The following is a 24,286-nucleotide window of genomic DNA, read 5'->3' as shown; positions in this document are numbered from 1 at the left end:
CTCGCCGAGGCGGCGGCCCCGCCCGTGGCGGCGAGTGAGGCCCCCGCCCCGGACGTGCCTCGGTCAGCCCTCCCGTACGCGTACGGTGCCGACCCCGGGCAACTTCCCCGTCAGCGCGGCCAGATACTCCGCCGCCGACAGCGCGGGCCGCGTGAGCGGTGCCGCCTGGCCCGCCCAGAGCGCCGCCAGGTCCGGGCGGTCCTGGGCCGCCGCCGCGACCCGGACCGGCTGCATCAGCAGGCTCTGGAGCGGGTACGGCGGCACCGCCTCCTCGTGCGCCGCCATCTCCCGTACGAAACGGTTCGGGATGCCCCGGGCCGGGCGGCCCGAGTAGAGCCGGGTGAGCACCGTCGTACGGGCCTCCGGGCTGTGCAGGGCCCGCTTGTGGACGGCCGGGGCGCCGGACTCCGCCGTGGCGAGGAACCCCGTACCGACCTGAACGGCGTCCGCCCCCAGCGCCAGCGCGGCGGCCACGCCCCGGGCGTCGGCGATGCCGCCCGCCGCGACCACCGGGACCGACACCGCGTCCACCACCTGCGGCACCAGCGAGAACGTCCCCACCAGCGACTCCGCCACCGGCCGCAGGAACGCGCCCCGGTGCCCGCCCGCATCGCTGCCCGAGGCCACGACCGCATCCAGGCCCGCCGCCTCCAGCGCCACGGCCTCGTCCACCGTGGTCGCCGTGCCGAACAGCACGATGCCGCGCCGCCGCGCCTCCTCGACCACCCGTACGGGCGGCACACCCATCACGAAGCTGATGACGGGAGGCGCCGCCGCCAGCAGGGCGTCCACCTGGTCGTCGAAGGCGGGGTGCTCCGGTGCGGCGGAGCCGGTGTCGACGGCCAGTTCGTCCGCGTACGGGCGCAGCCGCTCGGCGTTCCACGCCAACTCCGTTACGTCGAAGGAGAATCGCTCCCCCTCCTGCGGGACCCAGAGGTTCACCGCGAACGGCCGGTCCGTCGCCGCCCGCAGCTTTGCGACCACCTCCGTGATCGCCCCGGGCGTCATGATGTGCGCCCCGTACGAGCCGAGGCCGCCCGCCTCGCTGACCGCCGACGCCAGCTCGACGGTGGACAGGCCGCCGCCGAACGGGCCCTGGACGATGGGGTGGTGGAGCCCCAGCAGCTCGCCGATCCGCCCGGCGATCCGCCCGGCGCTCATGCCGCGGCCAGACGTGCGGCGGCCTCCCGGCCGTGGGCGAGGTGGAGCGCGGTGCGGGCGACCCGGGCGCCGAGGTGGTGGGCCGTACGGAGGTCGGACTCGCCGGGTGCCCGGTCCGGGCCGAGGTCGGAGGGGGACTGGGCCATGGCGCCCAGGAAGCCGCCGAGACGGTTGAGTTCGTCGGGGGACCCGGTGGAGGTGTAGATCCAGCCGGGCAGCAGTCCGAGGGAGACCCAGTGCATACCGTGCTGCCCGGCGAGGACGGCCAGGGAGAGCAGCGCGTTGTCCTTGTTCCCGTTGAGGCCCGCGGAGTTGGTGAAGCCCGCCGCCAGCTTGTCCTGCCAGCCGCGCGCCGCCCAGACCGCGCTGCTGGCCTCGGCGAACTGCTGGAAGACGGCGGAGGTCGCGCCCATGTAGGTCGGCGAGCCGAAGATGATCGCGTCGGCCGCCGCCAGGGCCGCCCAGAGGTCGGCGTCGAGCGTGGTCACGTCCCGCAGGTCCGCCGCCGCCCCGGGGACGGAGTCGACGCCCGCCGCGACCGCCGCCGCCTGGCGGGCCGTGTGCCCGTAACCGCTGTGGTGGGCGATGGCGACGGAGATGGGGGTGGGGGTGGTGGGCGTGGTGTGTTCAGGCATGGGTGCTCCCAGGTCTGTCGGGTCCGTGGCGGGCCGGTTCGTTCCGCCATCGATCGTGGCCGACTCTAGACGACCGGTCAACTAAAAATCACCCCCAGCCTTCCGGAGTGATGCCGGAGGGATAGTTGACCGGACGTATACTCGCCCTCATGGGACGTACCAGCACCGCTAGGGAACGACTGGTCGGCGCGGCGGAGGAGCTGATGCGCGGCCGTGGCTACGGCAGCCTCGGCGTCGCCGAGATCTGCGCCAGGGCGGACGTCAGGAAGGGCAGCTTCTATCACTTCTTCGCGTCGAAGCAGGCGCTGACCGTGGCGGTGGTCGACGCCTACTGGGAAGCGCAACGCGGCTGCTGGGTAAGCGAGTTGGGCGGCGAAGGCGCGGCCCTGGAGCGGCTGGAACGGTTGCTGGCCGCGATGGCGGGGGTGCAGCGGCGGACCAAGGAGGAGTCGGGGGCCGTCGAGGGCTGCATGCTGGGCAACCTCGCCCTGGAGCTGAGCACCCAGGAGCCGGATGTGCGGAGCCGGCTGGAGGAGGTCTTCGACGAGCAGATCCGCCTCGTGGAGGGTGCGCTCGCCGCCGCGGCGGCCGAGGGCGCCATCCCTGCCGGGCGCGCCACCACGGAGGCGGCCCGGGCGGTGATCTCCCAGCTGGAGGGGATGGTCCTCCTCGCCAAGCTCAAGAACGACCCCACCGTCCTGGACACCCTGTGGCCGCACACCTTGCTGCTGCTTCAGGCGGGGGAGCGGGCGTAGGGCCTGCCGCCTCTCGCGTACCGCCCACTAGCATGCCCGGCATGCTGTTCAACGGGGGAATCTCAGGCGACGCCCTGGTGCCACTGCTGCTCATAGGCGGACTCATCGCTCTGCTGGTGCGTTACGAGGCCCGCAAGGACCGCGTCGACACGTTGATGGGCTCAGGCTGCGGAGGCTGTCTGATCGCGGTGCTGGTGCTGTTCATGGTGCTGGTGGTGCTCGGCAGCGCCGTCGACCGTTAGCCGTCGACCGTTAGCCACCGACTGCCGCACGTCGCATTGCGCGCACGCACGGGAGGGGAGAAAGGCAAGGGGCCCCACCGCGGTGCGCGGTCGAGCCCCTTCCCGTCACGCCCGTACGTTGTCCGGGCGCGTACCTCCTACGCGTCCGCGCCCGCCTTGCGGCGGCGTACGGCGAACATCGCCCCGGCGCCGAGCAGTACGGCCGCGCCGCCCGCGAGGGCGATCTGCGTCGTCGCGTCGGACGAGCCGGTCGCGGCGAGGGTGCCGCCCGTGGTGGTGACCGGGACGCTCGAACCCGAACCCTGCGGGGTGACACCCGAGCCTGCTGCCGGGGTGCTCGCGCTGGGCGTGGGGGTCGGCCGGGGAGCGGGCTTGTCGGCCGCTGCCTTGATGTCGAACTCGTACACGACGTCCTCGGGTGCGAAGCCGCAGGCGCCGTCCTCGTTGAAGTAGCCGCCCGTGATCAGGGTGAGGCCCTGCCCGGCCGGGGCCTTGGCGTCGACGTCCAGGCGCAGTTTGATGTCCGCCTGCGCGCCGGGCTCCAGCGCGCCGACGGCGTCGAAGTAGAGGTCGTTGTCGGCGTCCTTCCACTTCGGTGACGCCTCGGTCGACCACTTCAGCTTCAGGTACGCCCCGGTGTCCTTGGTGCCGCCCTTGTCGGCCCCGTGGATACCCGCGTACGTGAGGACCTCCTCCATCTCCTTGTCGGTGCCGTTGGCCACCCGCACCGAGAAGGTGGTCTTCGTTCCGGCGGTGACCGAGGAGGGGAAGCCGGTCACGGTCGTGGTGAGGCCGGGCTCGGCCACGCACTCGCCGCCGCCCTGGTTCTCCTCCTCCCGGGCGCGGGCCAGGGCCGCGTCGGCGGCCGTCTTGGCGTCGAGCGCCTCCTTCACGGCCGCCTTCACCGCGTTGTACGTCTTGTTCGCCTCGACCCGGGCGTCCTCGGCGAGGCCGGCCGCCTTCTTGGCCTCGGCGTCGGCGGTGGTCTTGGCCGTCGCCGCCGTCTTCGCCGCCGCCTCGGCCTCGGTGAGGGTCTTCTCCGCGGCGGTCCGCTGCTCCTCGGTGGCTTCCTCGGTCAGCTTGTCCAGCTCGGCCCTGGCCTCCGTGACCGCCTTGTCAGCGGTGTTCTTCGCGGTGGCGGCGTCGTCCGCGGCCTTCTGGGCGGCCTTGGCCGCCACCGTGAGGGGCGCGGTCTCGGAGAGCGCCTCCTCCAGGACCTTGTACGCGATCTTCTCGGCCGCCACGGCGTCGTCGTACGCCTTCTGTGCCTCGGCCGCCGCCTTTTCGAGCTCCTTGAGAGTCGGTTTGGCCTGCGTCGGTTTGGCCTGTGCCTGACCGGCCTGCGTCGGGTCGGTCTGCGCCTGGCCCGTCCGCGTCGGGTCGGTCTGCGCCTGCCCGGCCGGCTGGGTGTCGGCGAACGCGGGGGTGGCGGAGAGCACGACGGCAGGCGTCGTCACGGCGACGGCGGCGGCCGTGGCGAGAATGCGGCGAATCTTCACAGAGGCCCTTTGGTCCGGAGCGGGGAATGAACGGATGAGGGCGGCCCTTCCCGCGACCCCTGCGGCATGTGTGACGCCGGTGGTGTGCGGGGCGTCAGCGCTGTGGAACACGCAGGCGGCCCGGGGTGATGTTATGGCGAAAGTCCGGACAAGCGGTCGGTTTTTCGGCGGCGCACCGGCCGGGCAGGCGCCGCCGCGAACGGACACAAGGGGCGATAAGGGGCAGTTGCTCTCCCTCGTCGCGCTTTTCCTGTGATCAAGACCATGGCTCCCCTTGTCTGATGACCCGTCAGGTATGACGATGGCGGCTGCCGTGACCCGGGGCGGCGGAGACCGCCCCGGGCCGGACCGAAGGGAAGGGGGCCACCGTGCCGCACCCGGAACCGCAACCACCACCGTCACCGCTGCCCACTCCGACGCCCGACGGGCCGCTCTCGTACGGGATGCAGCTCCCGATCCAGTCGCAGAGCGCCCTCTACGCCGAACCCTGGGAGGCGGCGGCGACCCCCGCCGACCTCGGCCGGATCGCCCGGGCCGCCGACCGCTCCGGCTTCGCCTACATCGCGAGCTGCGACCACATCGCCATTCCGCGCCGCCTCGCGGAGGGGATGAGCACCGTCTGGTACGACCCCGTCGCCACGCTCGCGTACCTCGCCGGGATCACCGAACGTGTCCTGCTGCTGAGCCATGTCGCCGTCGTCGGGCTGCGCCATCCGCTGATCACCGCCAAGCAGTACGCCACCCTCGACCACCTCAGCGGCGGCCGGCTGATCCTGGGCGTCGGGGCCGGGCACGTACGGGAGGAGTTCGAGGCGGTCGGGGCCGACTTCGACGGGCGCGGCCCGGTCCTCGACGAGACGGTCGACGCGCTGCGGGCGGCGCTCGGGCCGGAGGAGTACCCGGAGTTCGCGGGGGAGCGGTTCTCCTTCGGCGGGCTGGGCCAACTGCCGCGCCCCGCACAGGAAAAGGTGCCGATCTGGGTGGGCGGCTCCTCGTCCGCCGCCGTGCGCCGGGCCGCCGTACGGGGCGACGGCTGGCTCCCGCAGGGCGACCCCCGGGACCGGCTGCCCGCGCAGATCGCCCAGGTGCACGCGCTGCGGGCGGAGGCGGGGGTGGAGGAGCCGATCGTGATCGGTGCGATCACCGAACCGCTGTACGTCGGTGAGCCCGGGTGGCCCGTCGGGCGGCGGACCCTCACCGGGAGGCCGGAAGCGCTGGCGGAGTCGCTGCGGGAGTACGCGGCCATCGGCGTGCACCAGATCCAGGTGCGGTTCCGCAGCCGGAGCGTGGACGAACTGACCGACCAGATGGCGGCGTTCGGGGCGGACGTGGCCCCGCATCTCGACAAGTAGGAGGGGGAGCGGCATGGGCAAGCTGGACGGGCGGGTCGTCCTGGTCACCGGGGCGGCGCGCGGGCAGGGCGAGCAGGAGGCGCGGCTCTTCGCGGCCGAGGGGGCGCGGGTGGTCATCGCGGATGTGCTGGTGGAGCAAGGGGAGGCGCTGGAGAAGGAGTTGAGGGGGGAGTTCGGGGCGGACGCGGCCCGGTTCGTCCGGCTGGACGTGGGGCGGGAGGAGGAGTGGGCGGCGGCCGTCCAGGTGGCCCGGGACGCCTTCGGGAAGATCGACGGGCTCGTCAACAACGCGGGCATCCTGCGCTTCAACGAGCTGGTCAACACCCCGCTGGCCGAGTTCCAGCAGGTGGTCCAGGTCAATCTCACCGGCGCGTTCCTCGGCATCCGGGCCGTCGCGCCGGAGATCGAGGCGGCGGGCGGCGGGACGATCGTCAACACCTCCTCGTACACCGGTCTGACGGGGATGCCCCTGGTGGGCGCGTACGCCGCGACCAAGCACGCCGTCCTGGGGCTCACGAAGGTGGCCGCCGTGGAGCTGGCGGGCAAGGGGGTGCGGGTCAACGCCATCTGCCCAGGGGCGATCGACACGGCGATGAGCAACCCGGCCCGGCTGGACCCGGACGCCGACCTGAGCACGTCGGACGCGGCGCTGGACGCGTACTACCGCAAGCTCGTGCCGATGGGGCGGATCGGGCGGCCCGAGGAGGTGGCCGCGCTGGCCCTCTTCCTCACCGCCGAGGACTCCTCGTACATCACGGGTCAGCCGTTCGTCATCGACGGGGGGTGGCTGGCGGGGGTGAGTCCGTTCTGAACAGGATATCTGACGGCTCGTCAGCTATTGACGGGGTGCGGCGGCGGTGGAACAGTCGGTCGCATCGCAATCTGACGAAGCGTCAGAAAGCTTCCGGGAAGACCCGGGCAGGAATACTTCAGGCTTACGTGAGGACGGTGAACCTCCGTGGAATTCGGGCTCTTTGTTCAGGGGTACGTGCCCGCCGCGCGCGCGAAGGTGGACCCCGAGGCAGAGCACAAGGCGCTGATCGAGGAGACCGAGTACGTCATCCAGGCGGACAAGTCCGGCTTCAAGTACGCCTGGGCCTCCGAGCACCACTTCCTGGAGGAGTACTCGCACCTCTCCGCCAACGACGTGTACCTCGGCTATCTCGCCCACGCCACCGAACGCATCCACCTCGGCTCGGGCATCTTCAACCCGCTCGCGCCCGTCAACCACCCGGTGAAGGTCGCGGAGAAGGTCGCCATGCTCGACCATCTCTCCGAAGGACGCTTCGAGTTCGGCACCGGGCGCGGAGCGGGCAGCCACGAGATCCTCGGGTTCATGCCGGGCATCACCGACATGAACCACACGAAGGAGCTGTGGGAGGAGACGATCGCCGAGTTCCCCAAGATGTGGCTCCAGGACGAGTACGTCGGCTTCCAGGGCAAGCACTGGTCGCTGCCGCCGCGCAAGATCCTGCCGAAGCCGTACGGGACGTCCCACCCGGCCATGTGGTACGCGGCCGGGTCCCCGGCCTCGTACGCCATGGCGGGGAAGAAGGGGCTCGGGGTGCTGGGCTTCAGCGTGCAGAAGGTCTCCGACATGGAGTGGGTCGTGGAGTCCTACAAGAACGCGGTCAAGGACGCGGAGCCGGTGGGGGCGTTCGTCAACGACAACGTGATGGTGACGTCCACGGCCATCTGCGCCGAGACGCACGCCAAGGCGGTGGAGATCGCGGTGGGCGGCGGGCTGAACTACCTCCAGTCGCTGCTGTTCCGCTACCACGACACGTTTCCGCGGCCGGAAGGCATTCCGGAGTGGCCGCAGCTGCTGCCGGAGTACACCGAGGAGATCGTCGAACTCCTCATCGCGGAGGAGCTGATGATCTGCGGGGACCCGGGCGAGGTGCTGGAGCAGTGCCGACGGTGGGACCGGGCGGGGGCGGATCAGCTGAGCTTCGGGCTGCCGATCGGGATCAGTCCGGAGGACACGATGACGACGATCCGGCTGATCGGGGAGCACGTGATTCCGGAGATCGACACGGACCCGGTCCACCGGACCTCGCGGATGCGTAATTCGAGCCCCTCCGGCGATTGAGGAGCGGGGGTACGGGGGCGGAGCCCCTGTCGGCCGGTGCGGCTGTCCGCTGGTGGCGCTGTCCGCCGGTGCGGTCGGCTGGAATCCGGCGGAGCCCCCGCCGTGAAGCCGGGCGGCGGCCTCCCGGACCGTCGTCCTGATGAGCCGGGGCGCGCACCGCGGCCCAAGCGTGCGCGCCCCGGCTGTCCCACCCGGAGAAGGCCCCGGAGAAGAAGCCCAGGAGAAGGGACTCCGTCATGCTCGACCACCTCATCCGCCGCGCGACCGTCGTGGACGGCACCGGCGGGCCCGCGTACACCGCCGACATCGGAATCCGCGGTGGCCGCATCGCCGTCATCGCCGAGCCCGGCACCGTCGCCGAAGAGGCCGTGACCAGCGAGGACGCCGACGGGCTGGTCCTCGCCCCCGGGTTCGTCGACCCGCACACCCACTACGACGCCCAGCTCTTCTGGGACCCGTACGCCACCCCTTCCATGAACCACGGCGTCACCACCGTCGCGGGCGGCAACTGCGGGTTCACCCTCGCGCCGCTCCACCCCGACCGGCCCGAGGACGCCGACTACACCCGCCGGATGATGGCCCGGGTGGAAGGGATGGCCCTCGCCGCCCTGGAGGAAGGCGTCGACTGGACCTGGTCCAGCTTCCGCGAGTACCTGGACGCCCTCGAAGGGCGCATCGCCGTCAACGCCGGGTTCATGGTCGGGCACTGCGCGCTCAGGCGGTACGTCATGGGGCCGGACGCGGTCGGCGGGCAGCCGACCCCCGCCCAACTGGACGCCATGCTCGCCCTCTTCCACGACGCCATGGACGCCGGGGCCTGGGGGCTCTCCACCACCCAGTCGTCCACCCATTCCGACGGCGACGGCGAGCCCGTCGCCTCCCGGCACGCCCGCCCCGAGGAGCTGCTCGCTCTCTCCCGGGCGGTCGGCGAGCACGAGGGGACCCAGCTCGAAGCGATCGTCGCCGGGTGTCTGGACCAGTTCTCCGACGAGGAGATCGACCTCTTCGTCGACATGAGCGCCGCCGCCGGGCGCCCGCTCAACTGGAACGTGCTCACCATCGACGCCGCCGTCCCCGAACGCGTACCGCGCCAGTTGATACCGAGCGAACGCGCCCGCGCGGCCGGGGGCCGGATCGTCGCGCTCACCATGCCGATCCTCACGCCGATGAACATGTCCCTCGGCACCTTCTGCGCCCTCAACCTCATGCCCGGCTGGGGCGAGATCCTCGCCCTCCCCGTCCCCGAGCGCATCGAACGCCTCCGGGACCCCGCCACCCGCGCCGAGCTGCTCCGCCGCGCCGACAGCAAGGAGGCCGGGGTCTTCCGGCGCCTCGCGGACTTCGGCCGGTACGTCATCGGGGACACGTACAGCACCGCCAACGAAGGGCTCACCGGGCGCGTCGTCAACGACATCGCGGCCGAACGCGGCCAGGACCCCTTCCACTGCCTGGTCGAGATCTGCGCCGCCGACGACCTGCGTACGGTCCTGTGGCCCATGCCCACCGACAACGACCCGGCCTCCTGGGAGCTGCGCCGCCGCACCTGGGAGCACCCGGACGTGCTGCTCGGCGGCTCCGACGCGGGCGCGCACCTGGACCGGATGTGCGGGGCCCCGTACACCACCCGCTTCCTCGGCGACTGCCTGCGCGGGCGCAAGCTCGTCCCCCTCACCACCGCCGTCCGCATGCTCACCGACGACCCCGCCCGCCTCTTCGGACTGCGCGAGCGCGGCCGGATCGCGGAGGGGTTCCACGCCGACCTGGTTCTCTTCGACCCCGAGCGGATCGACGCCGGGCCCGCCACCCTCGTCCACGACCTCCCCGGGGAAAGCCCGCGCCTGGACTCCAAGGCCATCGGGATCGTCTCCGTACGCGTCAACGGGGTCGAGACCCTGCGCGACGACAAGGTGACGGGGGCGGTGCCGGGGACGGTGCTGCGCTCGGGGCGCGACACCCGGACGGTGAGTACGGCGTGAGCGGCCACAGCCCCGGGAAGCTCTTCATCGGCGGCGAGTGGACGGAGCCCGCCCGCGGACATTACGAGGTCATCGACCCCGCCACCGAAGAGGTCGTCGGCCTCGCCCCCGAGGCGAGCCGCGCCCAGGTGTACGAGGCCGCGGCAGCGGCGAAGGCGGCCTTCCCGGCCTGGTCGCGCACCCGCCCCGAGGACCGCGCCGCGATCCTGGACCGTACGGCCGACATCATCCGGCGCGACTTCCCCGCCCACGCCGAGCTCGCCCGGCGGGAGAGCGGCGCCACCGCCTCCACCGCCCGGGGGATGCAGGTCGGGGTGGGCATCGCCCGGTTCCGGCGGTACGCGCGCGGCGCCCTGGAGCCCGTCGAGGAGGCCATCGCGCCGCAGGTCAACGAGGCCGGGCCGATGGGGCGGGCCGGGGTCTTCGGGGCGATCGCCGTCCGCCAGCCGGTCGGCGTGGTCACCTGCGTCACCTCGTACAACAACCCCTGGGCCAACCCGGCGGGCAAGATCGCGCCCGCCCTCGCGATGGGCAACACCGTCGTCGTGAAGCCCGCCCCGCAGGACCCGCTCTCCGTCTACCGGATGGCCGCCGCCCTCGCGGAGGCGGGCGTTCCGCCGGGCGTCGTGAACGTCGTCACCGGGTCGGGCGCGGAGGCGGGGGAGGCCGCCGTCGACTCCCCGGACGTCGACATGGTCAGCTTCACCGGCTCCACCGCCGTCGGGCAGCGCATCGCGGAGGTGTGCGGGCGCGGGATGAAGCGGCAGCTGATGGAGCTGGGCGGGAAAGGCGCCGCGCTCGTCCTGGAGGACGCGGACCTGGGCTCGGCGGTCGCGGGCATCGGGACCACCTTCTCCTTCTACAGCGGACAGATCTGTACGGCCCCGACCCGCGTCCTGGTCCACCGGTCGCGGCAGGACGAGCTGATCGCCGCGCTGGCCGCGTACGCGAACGCGCTCACCGTCGGCGACCCGGCCGACCGGGCCACGGTCGTCGGCCCCGTCATCTCCGCCGCCCACCGCGACCGCGTGGAGGCGTATGTGGAGCTGGGCCGGAAGGAGGGCGCGCGGGTCGTCACCGGCGGCGCCCGCCCCGCCCGCCCGGACCGGGGCTTCTATGTGGCCCCCACCCTCCTCACCGACTGCACCCCCGGCATGCGGGTCGTCCGGGAAGAGGTCTTCGGGCCGGTCGTCGTGGTCGTCCCCTTCGACGACGAGGAGGAGGGCGTCGCGCTCGCCAACGACAGCGACTACGGCCTCATCGACTACGTCTGGTCCGGCGATGTGGCCCGCGCCTTCCGGATCGCCCGGCGGCTGCGGTCGGGCGGGGTCGGCGTCAACACGGTGGGGCGGAACATGGAGGCGCCGTTCGGCGGGTTCAGGAAGAGCGGCGTGGGGCGGGACGTGGGCTCGTACGCGCTGCATGCCTACAGCGAGACGCAGGCGATCGTCTGGCCCGGCTGAGGGCGCCCGGCCGCCGAGGCCGTTCGGCCACCCCGTCGAAGAGGCGCGGGAAAATTGTGAAACGGTATGGAACGGACAGTGCTGCGATTGCCGTACGTGGCAACCGTCCTGTGACCGTCACGCATGGCGAGCCCTCATGTGCAGGTGACCTCGAATTGATGAGGTGTTCATCGGGAATCGACCGATGTGACCAAGGGTGAGACGTGAGATTCTCACGATCCGCGTATGGATATCGCAGCGCATAGCGTCCTTCTCACGGGCTCGGGGAACAGCGGTACAGCGGTTGGCGCTGAGATCGATCACGGTCGGCCGGCACGCCGGATGCCCGATCGCGGGACGTTGTTCTGATTCCGGGCGGCGGGCGGCGGGCGGCGGGCGGCGGGCTGTGACCTGGGGCCAAGGTCGCCGGGTCTGCTTCTCGTACGAGAGGGATCGCGCGATGCCCAAGCGGATCTGGCACCCCATCAGCAAGCTGGAGTTCTTCATCGCCCCCACCCGGCGCTGGGCGGTCGACGCTTGCGTTAGGGTCCACGGCTATGAGTATTGGCCTATCACGCGACGACTACGACACCCGCGGACTTCGACAGCTCACCGCCATCGCCGAGCGGGACCAGGACGCCATCGAAGATTTGGTGCTGCATGACGAAAGCTGGCGGCAGCACACCGGAGGCGGTGAGCTTCGAGGACTGTTGCTGCGCGGCGGGAACGGCGACGTCCCCTTCGTTCACGACAACGCCTGGGGAGTGCCGTGTGACGCTGGGCTGTCTGAGGCGTTGGAGCATGTCTGGCGGCCGGTTGCCCGGCACTGCCCGAACTTTCTTTCCGTCATGCACGCGGAGGTGTTCGGTTTGGCGCTGACCCGTGCGACCGACGGAGATCGGCTCGGTTACCTCTATCTCCATCGCTACAGCGACCGTACCGGGCCGCCACGGGAGTTGGCCGAACTGGCGGCACACGCGGAGAACGGATTTATGGACGTGCTGTGGGGCGGTCCGTCCCTGCGCCACGACCCGCAGACGCCGTTCGGGGCACTGGGCGAGCCCGTTCCCGCCTCGATCCGTGAACTCGCAGTGGTGCACTCCTCATTGAATGCGATCGAAGGCGGCATGGCCTTTGACGCGCTGGACGAGACGGTCCGCGATCACATCATCGACCGGTACGCAGACGAAGATGAGGACGTGCTGGTAGAGGAGGCACGGCAAGGCGAGTACGACCATTATGTAGCGTTCGGGGGTTCTGACCCCGCCGCCGAAAACAGCATCCTCGACTTGGAGCGTCGTGACCCTTTGGGTGAACCGCTGGTCGGTCGGTACTCCGCAGATGACGGGCTCTTTGAAGGCGACGCCTCATTCTGGGACTGGTTCGACGAGAACGCTCCCCACTACCTGTTCAACGGGCAAGTATTTCTCGCCGGGTAGCGTCCGTGTAGCAATCCACTTCCGACCTGCACTTTCGCTGTCCGCTCACCGCCACCCGACTGTCCGCCTCCCTCCAGAGTTCTCGGCGTCCACTCCGGCTGCTGAAGGACGCACACCAAGCCGTACGACGGTGCGGAGGCCGACTGGCCGTCCTGGCGAACCTTCGCCGTATCCGTCCACGACACGCAGCTGACGTCTTCGGGGTCGGCCCGGTCTTCGTCATCGGGGTGGGGCTGCTGCTCCTCGGCGTGGTGCTGATGGTCGCGATGGAGCGCCGCAGTCCGGCGTTCTTCCGGGGGCGGGTGCTGACGAAGGAGACCCCGGCCCTGGTGGTCGAGGACTGAGCGCCGGGAGTGCGGCGGGCGGGCCGGGAGGGCGGCCGGGGCTCGTACGATGAGGCCATGACGCGAGCTTCGGCGGGACGCCTGCTCCAGGTCGTCGGTATCGCCCACGGCGCCATCGGTGCGGTGGTCTACCGCGATGTGTTCGCCGACATCGGCCGCGGGTCCGTCGTCGGCTCCGTGCCCGACCGGGGCGACCGGGCCGCCGCCTTCTGGTTCATGGCCGCCGCCCCCACCCTGTGGCTGGGCGGCCGGCTGCTGCGGTCGGCGGAGGAGCACGGGGACCTCCCGGCCCAGCGCGCGGCGGGCGTCGTCCTGACCGCCGTCGGGGCGGTGGGCACGGTCGCCATGCCGAAGGGCGGCTTCCCGAGCCTGGTGGGCATCGGCGGGGTCCTGCTGCGCAGGTCGCTGCGGTCCGGAAACGGGTGAACGGGTAGGGGCCCCGGCGCGCGCCGGGGCCCCTACCCGTTCACCCGTTTCCGGGTTCTACGGCCGCCAGTAACCCAGCGCGTTCACCCGGTCCTTGGGCAGGCCCAGCTCCTTGCGGAGGTACGTCGACAGGGTCCGGGTGGTCGATGTGTCGCAGGCGACCCAGACGTACGCGTCCGAGCGGTCGTCCCCCAGCAGCCCCGGCAGGGCCGCCTTCACCTCGGCCACCAGGTGCGCCCCGCCCTCGCGGCGCTCCACGTGGTGGAGGGTGTGGTGGGCCTCGTCGAGCCGGAACGGAAGTTTCCGGTCGTCCTCGTCCGAGGTCTCGAACCAGATCGTCGCCGGGGTCTCCGGGATCGCGTCCAGCAGCGAGTTGATGGCGGGGAGCGCCGCCGGGTCACCGATCACGAAGAGCCGCTTCGGCGCCGGGTCGGGCAGGGTGAAGCCGGTGCCCTGGAGCGTCGCGTCGACCGTGTCACCGGGCTTCACGGCCCGCGCCCAGTCGCAGGCGGGGCCCTCGTGAAGGGCGAATTCCAGACTGAAGGTCCCGGCCTCGGGGTCCGGGTCCACCAGGGTGTAGGCGCGCTGATGCGGTTTGCCGGCCTTCTCGAACCAGAGCCGCACCCACATCGTCGGATGCGCCCCGCCGGTCGCGGCGAGCAGCCCTCCGTCGGTCAGGTGGACCCGCCGGAACCGGTCGGTGACTTGCTCCGCGCCGGTCACGGTGAACGTGAAGTCCCGTCCCCGGAACAGTTTGAGAACGACGCCTTCCCAGCCATGACCCACGGTGTCTCCCCGCCTTCCCCTGGTGCCCCGGCCCACTGCCCAAAGGGTCACTTTAGGTTAGGCTAACCTAAATCCCGGGGGCTGGGGAATGGCTGAAAACCAACGGGAGCAGGGGATGGGCAGAGAGATGACGGCCGGCGCCGACAGCGAGAGACCGGGCACGAGCGCCCACGACGGCTTCGAGGTCTTCCGGGACGACCGGGGGATACCCCACCTGCGGGCCGCCGACGCGCTCGCGCTGGCCCGGGCGCAGGGCCACAACGCCGCCCTGGACCGCGCCTGGCAGCTGGAGACCGAGCGCCACCGGGTGCTCGGCACGACCGCCGCGTACCTGGGGGCGGAGGCCGTCGACTGGGACCGGTTCGCCCGCCGCGCCCGGCTGGCCGACACCGCCCGCCGCTGCTACGACCGCCTCGCGCCCGAGACCGCCGCCTGGGTGCGTGCGTACGTCGACGGGGTCAACGCGGGACTGGCCGAAGGCGCCGCCCGTACCCCGGAGTTCGCCGCCGCCGGGCTCGCCCCGGGACGCTGGGAACCCTGGACCCCGCTCGGCGTCTGGCTCTCCACGCACATCCTGTTCGCCGGGTTCCCCACCAAACTCTGGCGCGAAGAGGTCGCCCGCAGGCTCGGCGACGACCGTATGACCCTCTTCGCCACCGACGGCCCCGGCACCTCCGGCTCCAACGGCTGGCTCCTCACCGGCGCCCGCACCACCACCGGGTCCCCGGTCATCGCGGGCGACCCGCACCGCTTCATCGAGGACCCGGGCGTCTACCAGCAGATCCGGCTCGCCTGCCCCGAGTTCGACGTGGTGGGCCTCGCCGTCCCCGGCGTCCCGGGCATCGCCCACTTCGGGCACACGGGGGGCGTCGCCTGGGCGATCACCAACGCGATGGCCGACTACCAGGACCTCTACCGGGAACAGCTGCGCCGCACGGCGGACGGCGGGGTGGAGGCGCTCGGACCGGACGGCTGGTACCGGGCCCATGCCCATACGGAGACCATCGAGGTGGCTGGGGGCGAGCCGGAGCGGGTCGAGGTCGTGGAGACGGACCGGGGGCCGGTGATCATCGGGGAGGTGCCGGAGGTACGGGAGGAGCTGAACGCCGTACGCGAGGTACAGGAGGAGCCGAACGCCGCTGCGGCTCCCGATGCGCCGGAGAGTCCCGGCGCCCTGGACAGCCCCGGCACCTCCGACGCCCACGACGGCCCGGACGCCCCCCGCATCAGCCTCCGCTACCCGCCCCGCGTCACCGGCGACCTGGGCTTCCACGTGCTGCCCGCCCTGCTCCGGGCCCGTACGGTCGCCGACCTCGACGCCGCGCTCGACGGCTGGGTCGAACCCGTCAACGTGGTCCTGGCCGCCGACACCACCGGGGCCACCCTGCACCGGGTCGCCGGGCACGTTCCCGTGCGCCCGTACGAGAACCGGCTGCGGGTCGTCCCCGCGCACGACCCGGCGTACGCCTGGCGCGAGGGCGCCGAGCCCATGCCCCGTACCGAGGTCGATGCCGCCACCGGCACCGCCGTGATGGCCAACGAGCGCGGCCTCGCCGCCCCCCTCGGCATCGAGTTCGCACCCCCGCACCGGGCCGACCGGATACGGGAGTTGCTGGGCGCGCCTCCGGGCACGGGAGCGCGTGAGGTCACCGGGCCGCCCTGGTCGGCCGCCGACATGGCCGTCGTGCACACCGACACCCGCCTCGCCTCCTCCCGGCAGCTCCTCTCCCTGCTCGCCTGGGCCCCCGGCCTCGGGCCCGACGCCGAACGCCTGAGGGACCGGCTGCTGCGCTGGGACCGCCACATGGACGCGGACAGCACCGACGCGACCCTCTACGCCCGGCTCCGCGCGGACGTCGTCCACCGGCTGGCGGACCACCCCGCCCTGCGGCCCGTCACGGGGGACGCCGACCCCTGGCGCTCCGCCGCGTACCCGCCCCTCTTCCGGCCCTGGCTCGCCGCCGTACCCCGGATCGGCTACGCCCTGGAGACCCTGCTCACCGTCGGACTCCTCCCGTACGAGGAGCGGCTGGCGATCGTCGCCGCATCGGCCGAGGCGGTCGCCGCCACGCGAGCGGAAAGCCCCTGGGGCGAGGTCCACCGGGTCTCCCCCTGGCAGGCGCTGCCCGGCGCGACCCCCGAGGAGGTCTGGCCGGGGCTCGCCGGGGACCACGACTGCGTGCTCTCCACCTCCAGCGTCCCCGGGATCACCAACCTCTTCGCGCGCGGCCCGGCCGCCCGGTACGTCTGGGACCTGGCCCGCCGTGAGGACAGCCTCTGGGTGGTGCCGTTCGGCGCGTCCGGAGTGCCGGGCTCCGCCCACCACCGCGACCAGACGGAACTATGGGCGAGCGGCCGTCTGGCCCCCGTGACCACGGACTGGAACCTGCTGCACCGCACCGAGGAGACCACGAGCATGACGACGACCACCGTCCCCGCCCTGCGCCCCGCCGTGTACGAGCAGAAGGTCGAGGGCTTCGGAACCGTCCGCCTGGTCCCGGTCGACCCGGCGGCTGACGCCGGCCTGCTGCACGGCTGGGTCACCGAGGAGCGCGCCCGCTTCTGGGGCATGGCCGACCACACCCGCGAACAGGTCCAGGAGATATACGAGTTCGTCGGCTCGCTCCCCACCCACCACGCCTACCTGGTGCTGCGCGACGGTGTCCCGGCCGCGCTCTTCCAGACGTACGAACCGGACGCCGACCCGGTGGGCGAGTGCTACGACGTCCGGCCCGGCGACTTCGGCATCCACCTGCTGATCGCGCCCGCCGAGGGCGAGGGGGCGGTGAAGGGGTACACGGAATCCCTTCTCACCGCGTTCATCGGGTACGTCTTCAGCGACCCGGCCCACCTGCGGGTCGTCGTCGAGCCCGACGCCCGCAACGAGAAGGCCATCGCCCGGATGGTCCGGGTCGGGTTCGAGCTGGGCCCGGAGATCCAGAAGCCGGAGAAGACGGCCCGGCTGGCGTTTCTGACCCGGGCGGCGGCGCTGGGCCTGGCCTGAGGAAGAGCCTGAGGGAGAGAGGGAGAGGGGCGGTCCGCTCCCGCAAGGGGCCGTGCGCGCCGGGGTGATGGGGGCGGGGGCGGATCGGGGCGGGGCGTCGGTGAATGCCATGATGGGAGGGGGGCGGGACGGTGTTCCCGTACCCCGGACGAGGCCGACACCTCACGACAGGGGACGCGACATGGCAACCGGAACGACCGGAGACACCGGAACGAGCGGAACCAGCGAGAGCCCCGCGACCCTCTACGGGCCCGTCTCGATCGGCCTGGGCGTCATCGCGCTGCTCGTCATGTACTTCTACAGCATCCTCGCCATCCTGGCCGGGATACTCGCGGTCACCTTCGGCCTCCTCGGCCTGGCAGACAAGGACAGGGGCAACCGGACCCTGTGCGCCATCGGCTTCGTCCTCGGTGCCTTCGGCGCGCTCGCCCCGTTCACCTTCCTCTTCCTCTACTCCAGCGGTTCCTGACAGCCCCACGCCCGCCTCCGGACCCGGCCCCGGGAGCACCGGCTACAGCGGGCTCGTCCCGTCCGGGTTGAGCTCGCCGCCCGTCCGGAAGAGCCGCCGGGCGACCGGGTGACCGCGCCCGGCGGCCATCCGGAACCACGGCTCCGCCGCCGCCAGCCCCTCGCGCTCCTGGACCAGGCGGCCCAGCTCCCACATCGACTCCACGTCACCGGCCTTCACCGCCTGCCGCAGCATCCGCCGCGCCGCGTCCGGCCGCCCCTGGCTCCGCGCGTCCAGGGCGAGCATCCGCAGTCCCCGTACCGCGCGGGCGTCTCCGGCGGCAGCGGCGGCGGCCAGCTGATCCGGGTCCGGAGGGCGGCGGTTGCGCCGGGCGATCAGCAGCAGGACACCGGCCAGCCACATGATCCAGCTCACCCCGATGAGCGTGCCGCTGCCCAGGTACACGCCGGTCAGACTCAGCACACCCCCTGCGGGCAGCAGGAAGAACCCCAGTCCCATCCCATGTCCTTTCGGCGGCCCTGTCGGATTTTACGGGTGTACGGCTTACCTTGGCGCTTCGACGGACGACGTTCCACGTACTGCCGGATGCCGCCGGATGCCGTACCGGCGGACCGGCCGACGACGACGGAGGTGCTCTCGATGCGGATCGCCACAACGATCTTCCTCACCGACGAGACGGTGACGCCCGTGCGACTGGCGCGCGAGCTGGAACAGCGCGGGTTCGCCGGGCTCTATCTGCCCGAGCACACCCACATCCCGGTGAGCCGCCGCACCCCGTACCCGGCGGGCGGTGACCTGCCCCGCGAGTACGGCCGCACCCTCGACCCCTTCGTGGCGCTCGGCCAGGCGGCGGCCGTCACTGAACGGATCACGCTCGGCACCGGGATCACGCTGGTCGCCCAGCACGATCCGATCGGCCTGGCCAAGCAGGTGGCGACCCTGGACCACCTCTCCGGTGGCCGGTTCACGCTGGGGGTCGGCTACGGCTGGAACGTCGAGGAGGCCGCCGACCACGGGGTCGAGTGGTCCACGCGCCGGGAGCTCACGCGCGACCGGCTGGCGCTGATGCGGGCACTGTGGTCGGCCGGACCGACTCCGTACGAGGGCGAGTACGGGTCGGTGCGGGCGAGCTTCGCGTTCCCGAAGCCGGTCCAGGGGCCGCGCGGTCCGGTCGTCGGCCCCCGCACCCTGATCGGCGGCGCGGCGGGCCCGAAGCTGTTCGCGGCCATCGCGGAGCACGCGGACGGCTGGCTGCCCATCGGCGGCCGGGGCCTGACGGAGTCCGTACCGAAGCTGCGGGCGGCCTGGGAGGAGGCGGGACGCGACCCGAAGGACCTCCAGGTGGTGCCGTACGCCGTTCTCCCCGACCCCGGGAAGCTCGCCCACTACGCGGACCTGGGCGTCGAGGAGGTCGTGCTCCAGCTGCCCCCGGCCGGTGAGCGGGAGGTGCTGCGGGCCCTGGACGGGTACGCGGCGTACCTCTAGTGCTCTGACCGGGAAGGTTTGCCGGGTGTGGGCAGGCGAAACTCCGTACGGACGCCTCTGCCGGCGGATAGCGTCATGTCCAGGGTGAAGGGGGATTCGTGATCATGGCAGAGCGTGCGGTTCCGTCTCGCGTGGTGGCCGCGGAGCGTGTCGCCTCCGAGGCGGGTTTCAAGAAGAGCTGCATCCCCGAGGTGGGCAGGTTGCTCAGGCTGGCCGCTGCTGCGAAACCCCACGGAGTCATTGCGGAGAGCGGCACCGGCTCGGGCGTGGGTACCGCCTGGCTGCACAGCGGGCTTGGCGCCGGTGCCCGCTTGGTCACCGTGGAACGGGACGAGGAGCTTGCGCGTCGAGCGGCTGGTGTCTTCGCGGACGACGACCGCGTCAGCGTCCTCACCGGGGACTGGCGGCTGCTTGAGCAGCACGCTCCCTTCGATGTCTTCTTCTGCGACGGCGGAGGCAAGCGTGACGACCCCGAGCAGGTCGTCGAGCTGCTGGCTCCCGGTGGCCTTCTCATCCTGGACGACTTCACCCCATCGCCCCATTGGCCGCCTCGTTTCGGCGGCGAAGTCGATGAGCTCCGCCTGTTCTACCTCACTCATCCGGCCCTGGACGCCACTGAAGTTCTCACAACGCCCGCCAGCTCAGCGGTTGTTGCGGCACGCCGCCTCTAGCGAGGAAGGCGTGGACCGTTCTTGATCACGCCGCGAGGGCTGGTCTGCCGCCCCAGCGGATGCCCTTCTCGCTGCGAATGCGGGCGCGTTCCTTGCGCTGTGCGGCGAGGACGTCGGGGTGGCGGGCGTTGGCGTTGCGCCAGCGCAGGTAGCGGTGCAGTGACTGGGTCTGCGCGGGATGGCTGCGGTGGTTGGAATTCGCCAGGGTGAACTGCCGCAGCGGGCCGAAGTGCGCCTCGATCGGGTTGGCCCAGGACGCATAGGTCGGGGTGAAGCACAGCTCGACCTTGTTCTTCTTCGCCCAGCGGCGGATGTCCGCACCGGTGTGGGCGGAGAGGTTGTCCAGAATGATGTAGATCGGGGCGCCGTCAGACCGGGCGGCGCGGATCGACTTCAGCGCGGCCAGCGTGTTGGCGGTGCCTTTGCGGCGGCGGTTGACGCCCCACAACCGGTCGTCCCCGACGGAGTAGCAGCCGTGGAAGTAGGTCACGCCGTGCGTGCGGCGGTAGGTCGCCGGCAGACGGTCGGGCTTGCCCTGCTTCGCCCAGCAGGAGCCTCCGGTGGGCCGGATCCCCAGCGGCCCGAACTCGTCGAAGGCGAAGACCCGGTCCGGGAAGTGCTCCAGGACGTGCTCGATGCGGTCGAGCTTGGCGTCGCGCTCGGGTCGGGCGACTCCTTCCATGTCTTGGTGCGCTGGAAGGTGATGCCGCGGCGCCGGAGCAGGCACCGTAAGGCTTCACGGCCTATGCGGATGACACGTCCGTGCACTTTCCGCAGGTAGGCGGCGAGTTTGCGGATCGACCAGCGGGTGAAGGGCTGGCCGAGCTTCGCGGGGCGGGTGGCGGCCGTCTGGACGACGAAGTCCTCGTCGTCAGTGCTGAGCAGGCGGGGACGGCCTCCCGCCCACTGAGGGTCCAGGCAGGCCAGGCCCATCTCGTTGAACCGGTGGATCACATCCCGCACCGTGTCCTCATCGGCCTGGACCAACTGGGCGATCACCGGAACACGGTTCCCGCCCGCCGAGGCCAGCAGCATCATCGCACGCCGGTAACGCACGGAGCTGGTACTTCCCCGGCGCACGATCTGCTGCAGCTTCTGCCCTTCCTGGTCGGTCAGTCTGCGCACCCGCACAGGCTCAGCCACCACACCTCCAGCGGTCGGAACGGACGTCACCCGCCCATCCAACCGCTCCAATCGCCAACCCGGCGAACCTTCCCGGTCAGAGCACTAGGCGACAGGTGCTACGGGTGCCCGGGGCCCCGGCCCGCCCACCGCTCTGTGCAACCGGGGACCCCGGTAGGGCATCCTTACTCCCGGGAGATCGCATACGCGGGCACGCCCGCACGCCCTTTTTTTCGTACGTGCGGGCCGGGGCCCGCCCTGGTGGGGAGTGGGATGAACAGGCCCTTAAGGCATATAGCCATCTTCTGCGGGCTGCTCATGCTCGCGCTGCTGCTGCGGGCGAACTGGCTTCAGCAGGTCGACCGTGTGGAGCTGTCCCAGCACGAGAGGAACGTCCGGGTCCGGTTCGAGCGGTTCGCCTCCCCGCGCGGTGACATCATCGTCGGCGGCAAGGCGATCACCGGCTCGAAGGAGACGGACAGCAGGGACTACACCTTCCGGCGCACCTGGAAGGACGGCCCGATGTACGCACCCGTCACCGGGTACGCCTCCCAGGCCCAGGGCACCTCGCTGCTGGAGCGCACGTACGACAGCGTCCTCAGCGGCCAGGACGACCGCTTCGCCTTCCGCCACGCCAAGGACGTCCTGACCGGACAGCCCCGGCGCGGCGGCAGCGTGGTCACCACGATCGACGCCAAGGCGCAGAAGGCCGGATACAAGGGACTGACCGACCTGGGCGCCCGGGGCTCGGTCGTCGCCCTGGACCCGCGTACGGGCCGGGTGCTGGCCCTGGTCTCGACGCCCTCGTACGACCCCGAGGTCTTCGCCGGGATCTCGTTCAAGGAGAGCGACCGCTTCAAGGCCCTCCTCGAGGACAAGAACAAGCCGCTGGCCAACCGCGCGCTGCGCGAGACGTTCCCGCCCGGCTCGACCTTCAAGATCCTCACGGCCGCGGCGGCGCTGGAGCACGGGGTGATCACGGACGTGGACGCCCCGACGAAGGCGGTCTCCCCGTATCCGCTCCCGCTCTCCACGAACAAGGTCGGCAGCGAGGCGGGGGACGCGGTCTGCGGCAAGGCGTCGCTGAAGACCGCCATGCAGTACTCCTGCAACAACGTCTTCCTCGATGTCGCCGCCGAGATGGGCGAGGACAAGATGCGGGAGACGGCGGAGAAGTTCGGCTTCAACAAGGACGTGTACGCGGAGGAGTTCGGCGACATGCTCGCCACGAAGAGCCTCTACCCGGAGAAGCTCGACAAGCCCGGCACGGCCCTCACCGGCATGGGCCAGGGCAGCCTGACCAGCACCCCGATGCAGATGGCGATGGTGACCGCCGCCCTCGCCAACGACGGCAAGCTGATGCAGCCGCACATCGTGGACCAGCTGCGCGGCCCGGACCTCTCCACGCTGGAGAAGAACGAACCGGCCGAGATGAGCCAGGCCGTCTCCCCCGAGACGGCGAAGAAGATCCAGGAGATGATGGAGCACACCGCGAAGGAGGGCAGCGCGCAGCGCGCCCAGATCAACGGTGTGACGGTCGGCGGCAAGACGGGCACCGCCCAGCGCGGGGTGAACGTGCGCGACCAGGTCCCGTACGGCTGGTTCGTCAGCTACGGCAAGAAGGACGACGGCCGCTCGGTCGCCGTCGCCGTCTTCATCGACCCGACGGACATGGACATCTCCCGCTCGGACATCTCCGGTGGCCGCCTCGGCGCCCCGATCGCGAAGAAGGTGATGGAGGCGGTGCTGGGGGAGTAGGGGTTTCGACCGGGGCCGAGGCCGGGGACGGGGACGAGGGGCGCCGGGGGCCGGTGGCGGGGGTACAGCGGGCCCCGGCTCGACGGCCGGGGCCGACCGGGCTCTCATCGGAACCGGCCCCGCCCTTCACCGGAACAGGCCCGGGCCTTCACGGAATCGGACCGCGCATTGGTCTGGGCCAAGCCGCTCCCGTCCTCGTACCCTCATCCGTAGCCAGTGGCACACGCCCCCACCCCGGTTGCGTACTGGCGCGGGCGCCCCCCATCGAACTCTGCCCCGAGCAGCCAGGGTGAACTCCCCCACTCGCCGCCTCCAGGAGGCCACGGTGAAAGTTCGCACCAGAAGCTCGGCGATCATCGGCGCTCTTGTTCTCGCAGCATCTCTTACGCTGACCACGGCGTCGGCCCAGGAACTCCCGGCCGACGTATCCACGGCCGGCGCACCCCCGGCCGAGGTCGTCCTCACGGAAGTTGCCCGGGCGCAGGCCCCCTCGGCGGGCGCGGCCGGACCGGACGGCACGGTCTGGATCGCCGAACGCGCGGGAACCGTACGGGTATTGGGCGACGACGGCCTCGGTGAACCCGTCCTCGACATCTCCGCCGAGACCACGATCGACGGCGAACGCGGCCTGCTGGGCGTGGCGTTCGATCCGGAGTTCGCGCACTTCTACATCTCGTACACGGACCTCGAAGGCACCAGCACGATCGACGAGTTCGCGGTACGGGACGGACAGCTCCGGCCGGAGACACGGCGTACGGTCCTCACCCAGGAGCAGCCGTACGCGAACCACAACGGCGGTGACATCAGGTTCGGCCCCGACGGTTACCTCTACATCGCGTTCGGCGACGGCGGTTCGGGCGGCGACCCGCACGGCAACGGCCAGAACCTCGGCACCCTGCTCGGCAAGCTGCTCCGGATCGACCCGAGGGGCGGGGAGCCCTACGCCGTCCCGGCGGACAACCCGTTCGTGGCCGACGCGAACGCGAAGGACGAGATCTGGGCGTACGGGCTGCGCAACCCGTGGCGGTTCTCCTTCGACGCGGGCACCGGGGACCTGCTCATCGGGGACGTCGGCCAGAGCGAGTGGGAGGAGATCGACTGGGCCCCGGCGGACAGCCCGGGCGGCGAGAACTACGGCTGGTCCTCGATGGAGGGCAACCACCCCTTCCGGGGCGGCACGGAGCCCGCGGACCACGTACCGCCGGTCCACGAGTACGACCGCAGCGGGCTGGGCTGCTCGGTGACGGGCGGGTACGTCTACCGGGGCGGGGCCGTCGCGGACCTGGTGGGGCAGTACGTGTTCAGCGACTACTGCGACGGCACGATCCGCACGCTCCGGATCGAGGACGGCGAGGTGACGGGCGAGGGCGACCTCGGCGTCGAGGGCGGCGAGGTGATCTCGTTCGTGGAGGACGGCGACGGGGAGCTGTACGTGCTCGCGATCGGCGGCACGATCGCCCGCATCGACCCGGCGTGAGGCGCTGACTTCCGGCCCCTCCGGGCCTCCCCGACTCACTCGGGGCCGCTTCGCCGCCCCACCCCGGCCCGCCCGGTCGCACGTCGGCCGGGCGGGCTTCCGCGTTCCGGGCCGTGCGGAGGGGGGAGGGCGGAACCGGGGCGGGCCCGGA

20 protein-coding genes and 1 pseudogene are annotated in these 24,286 nt (G+C 71.7%); 15 read left to right on the top strand and 6 right to left on the bottom strand.

The genetic code is table 11. From position 1 onward, the window contains the following. Positions 1–63: 63 nt before the first annotated feature. Both B7C62_13685 and B7C62_13680 read right to left on the bottom strand, forming a co-directional pair. Positions 64–1,161, bottom strand: a complete 1,098-nt coding sequence (locus tag B7C62_13685) for a 2-nitropropane dioxygenase (GenBank protein ARF73202.1) — start codon at positions 1,159–1,161, stop codon at positions 64–66. Further along, positions 1,158–1,796: an NADPH-dependent FMN reductase gene (locus B7C62_13680; protein ARF73201.1), complete on the bottom strand. Its 639-nt coding sequence runs from the start codon at positions 1,794–1,796 to the stop codon at positions 1,158–1,160. The genes B7C62_13685 and B7C62_13680 overlap by 4 nt, the downstream gene beginning before the upstream one ends. A 149-nt stretch (positions 1,797–1,945) precedes the next feature. Between B7C62_13680 and B7C62_13675 the strand changes: the two genes are divergently transcribed. Both B7C62_13675 and B7C62_13670 read left to right on the top strand, forming a co-directional pair. Continuing rightward, a complete protein-coding gene (locus tag B7C62_13675; GenBank protein ID ARF73200.1) occupies positions 1,946–2,551 on the top strand; it encodes a TetR family transcriptional regulator in 606 nt (201 codons plus the stop codon). 32 nt (positions 2,552–2,583) lie between these two features. Further along, positions 2,584–2,793: a hypothetical protein gene (locus B7C62_13670; GenBank protein ARF73199.1), complete on the top strand. Its 210-nt coding sequence runs from the start codon at positions 2,584–2,586 to the stop codon at positions 2,791–2,793. Positions 2,794–2,930: 137 nt separating this feature from the next. Here the strand turns inward: B7C62_13670 and B7C62_13665 are convergent, their stop codons facing one another. Further along, positions 2,931–4,292 (bottom strand): peptidase, encoded by a 1,362-nt coding sequence (locus B7C62_13665; GenBank protein ID ARF73198.1) that lies wholly within the window; start codon positions 4,290–4,292, stop codon positions 2,931–2,933. Positions 4,293–4,696: 404 nt separating this feature from the next. Here B7C62_13665 and B7C62_13660 point away from each other — a divergent pair, with 404 nt between their 5' ends. The 7 genes from B7C62_13660 to B7C62_13630 all read left to right on the top strand — a co-directional run bounded on the left by B7C62_13660 (position 4,697) and on the right by B7C62_13630 (position 13,363). Next, positions 4,697–5,644, top strand: a complete 948-nt coding sequence (locus B7C62_13660; GenBank protein ARF77148.1) for an LLM class F420-dependent oxidoreductase — start codon at positions 4,697–4,699, stop codon at positions 5,642–5,644. Between the two features lie 13 nt (positions 5,645–5,657). Next, a complete protein-coding gene (locus B7C62_13655; protein ARF73197.1) occupies positions 5,658–6,455 on the top strand; it encodes a short-chain dehydrogenase in 798 nt (265 codons plus the stop codon). Positions 6,456–6,602: 147 nt separating this feature from the next. Then, a complete protein-coding gene (locus tag B7C62_13650) occupies positions 6,603–7,736 on the top strand; it encodes a luciferase (protein ID ARF73196.1) in 1,134 nt (377 codons plus the stop codon). A gap of 236 nt (positions 7,737–7,972) precedes the next feature. After that, complete coding sequence (locus B7C62_13645) at positions 7,973–9,712, top strand: aminoacylase (GenBank protein ARF73195.1); 1,740 nt, start codon at positions 7,973–7,975, stop codon at positions 9,710–9,712. Beyond that, positions 9,709–11,175 (top strand): aldehyde dehydrogenase, encoded by a 1,467-nt coding sequence (locus B7C62_13640; GenBank protein ID ARF73194.1) that lies wholly within the window; start codon positions 9,709–9,711, stop codon positions 11,173–11,175. Before B7C62_13645 ends, B7C62_13640 begins: the two co-directional genes overlap by 4 nt. A gap of 536 nt (positions 11,176–11,711) precedes the next feature. After that, the gene (locus B7C62_13635) at positions 11,712–12,593 is read left to right on the top strand and encodes a hypothetical protein (GenBank protein ARF73193.1); all 882 of its coding nucleotides are present in this window, start codon (positions 11,712–11,714) and stop codon (positions 12,591–12,593) included. A gap of 401 nt (positions 12,594–12,994) precedes the next feature. Then, entirely contained in the window at positions 12,995–13,363 is a 369-nt protein-coding gene (locus B7C62_13630) for a hypothetical protein (protein ARF77147.1), read from the top strand. A gap of 57 nt (positions 13,364–13,420) precedes the next feature. Here B7C62_13630 and B7C62_13625 read toward each other — a convergent pair whose 3' ends face one another. Then, the gene (locus B7C62_13625; protein ID ARF73192.1) at positions 13,421–14,149 is read right to left on the bottom strand and encodes an NADPH-dependent ferric siderophore reductase; all 729 of its coding nucleotides are present in this window, start codon (positions 14,147–14,149) and stop codon (positions 13,421–13,423) included. Between the two features lie 127 nt (positions 14,150–14,276). Between B7C62_13625 and B7C62_13620 the strand changes: the two genes are divergently transcribed. Continuing rightward, positions 14,277–17,153, top strand: coding sequence for a penicillin amidase (locus tag B7C62_13620; protein ID ARF73191.1), 2,877 nt, complete (start codon positions 14,277–14,279; stop codon positions 17,151–17,153). A gap of 181 nt (positions 17,154–17,334) precedes the next feature. Next, entirely contained in the window at positions 17,335–17,622 is a 288-nt protein-coding gene (locus tag B7C62_13615) for a hypothetical protein (GenBank protein ID ARF73190.1), read from the top strand. 42 nt (positions 17,623–17,664) lie between these two features. Here B7C62_13615 and B7C62_13610 read toward each other — a convergent pair whose 3' ends face one another. Beyond that, positions 17,665–18,120: a hypothetical protein gene (locus tag B7C62_13610; protein ID ARF73189.1), complete on the bottom strand. Its 456-nt coding sequence runs from the start codon at positions 18,118–18,120 to the stop codon at positions 17,665–17,667. A gap of 141 nt (positions 18,121–18,261) precedes the next feature. Here B7C62_13610 and B7C62_13605 point away from each other — a divergent pair, with 141 nt between their 5' ends. Beyond that, a complete protein-coding gene (locus B7C62_13605; GenBank protein ARF77146.1) occupies positions 18,262–19,107 on the top strand; it encodes an LLM class F420-dependent oxidoreductase in 846 nt (281 codons plus the stop codon). 98 nt (positions 19,108–19,205) lie between these two features. Then, entirely contained in the window at positions 19,206–19,778 is a 573-nt protein-coding gene (locus tag B7C62_13600; protein ID ARF73188.1) for a transferase, read from the top strand. A gap of 25 nt (positions 19,779–19,803) precedes the next feature. Here B7C62_13600 and B7C62_13595 read toward each other — a convergent pair. Further along, positions 19,804–20,951: pseudogene (locus B7C62_13595) on the bottom strand (IS630 family transposase). A 222-nt stretch (positions 20,952–21,173) separates the two neighbouring features. Here B7C62_13595 and B7C62_13590 point away from each other — a divergent pair. Together B7C62_13590 and B7C62_13585 are read left to right on the top strand one after the other, a co-directional pair. Further along, the gene (locus B7C62_13590) at positions 21,174–22,658 is read left to right on the top strand and encodes a penicillin-binding protein (GenBank protein ID ARF73187.1); all 1,485 of its coding nucleotides are present in this window, start codon (positions 21,174–21,176) and stop codon (positions 22,656–22,658) included. A gap of 325 nt (positions 22,659–22,983) precedes the next feature. Then, positions 22,984–24,135: a sugar dehydrogenase gene (locus B7C62_13585; protein ID ARF73186.1), complete on the top strand. Its 1,152-nt coding sequence runs from the start codon at positions 22,984–22,986 to the stop codon at positions 24,133–24,135. The last annotated feature ends 151 nt before the right edge of the window (positions 24,136–24,286 follow it).

The organism is Kitasatospora albolonga, from assembly GCA_002082585.1.
GTDB lineage: Bacteria > Actinomycetota > Actinomycetes > Streptomycetales > Streptomycetaceae > Streptomyces > Streptomyces stephensoniae.
The sequence above is the reverse complement of the archived record's forward strand: the minus strand, read 5'-3'. Positions and strand labels throughout refer to the sequence as shown.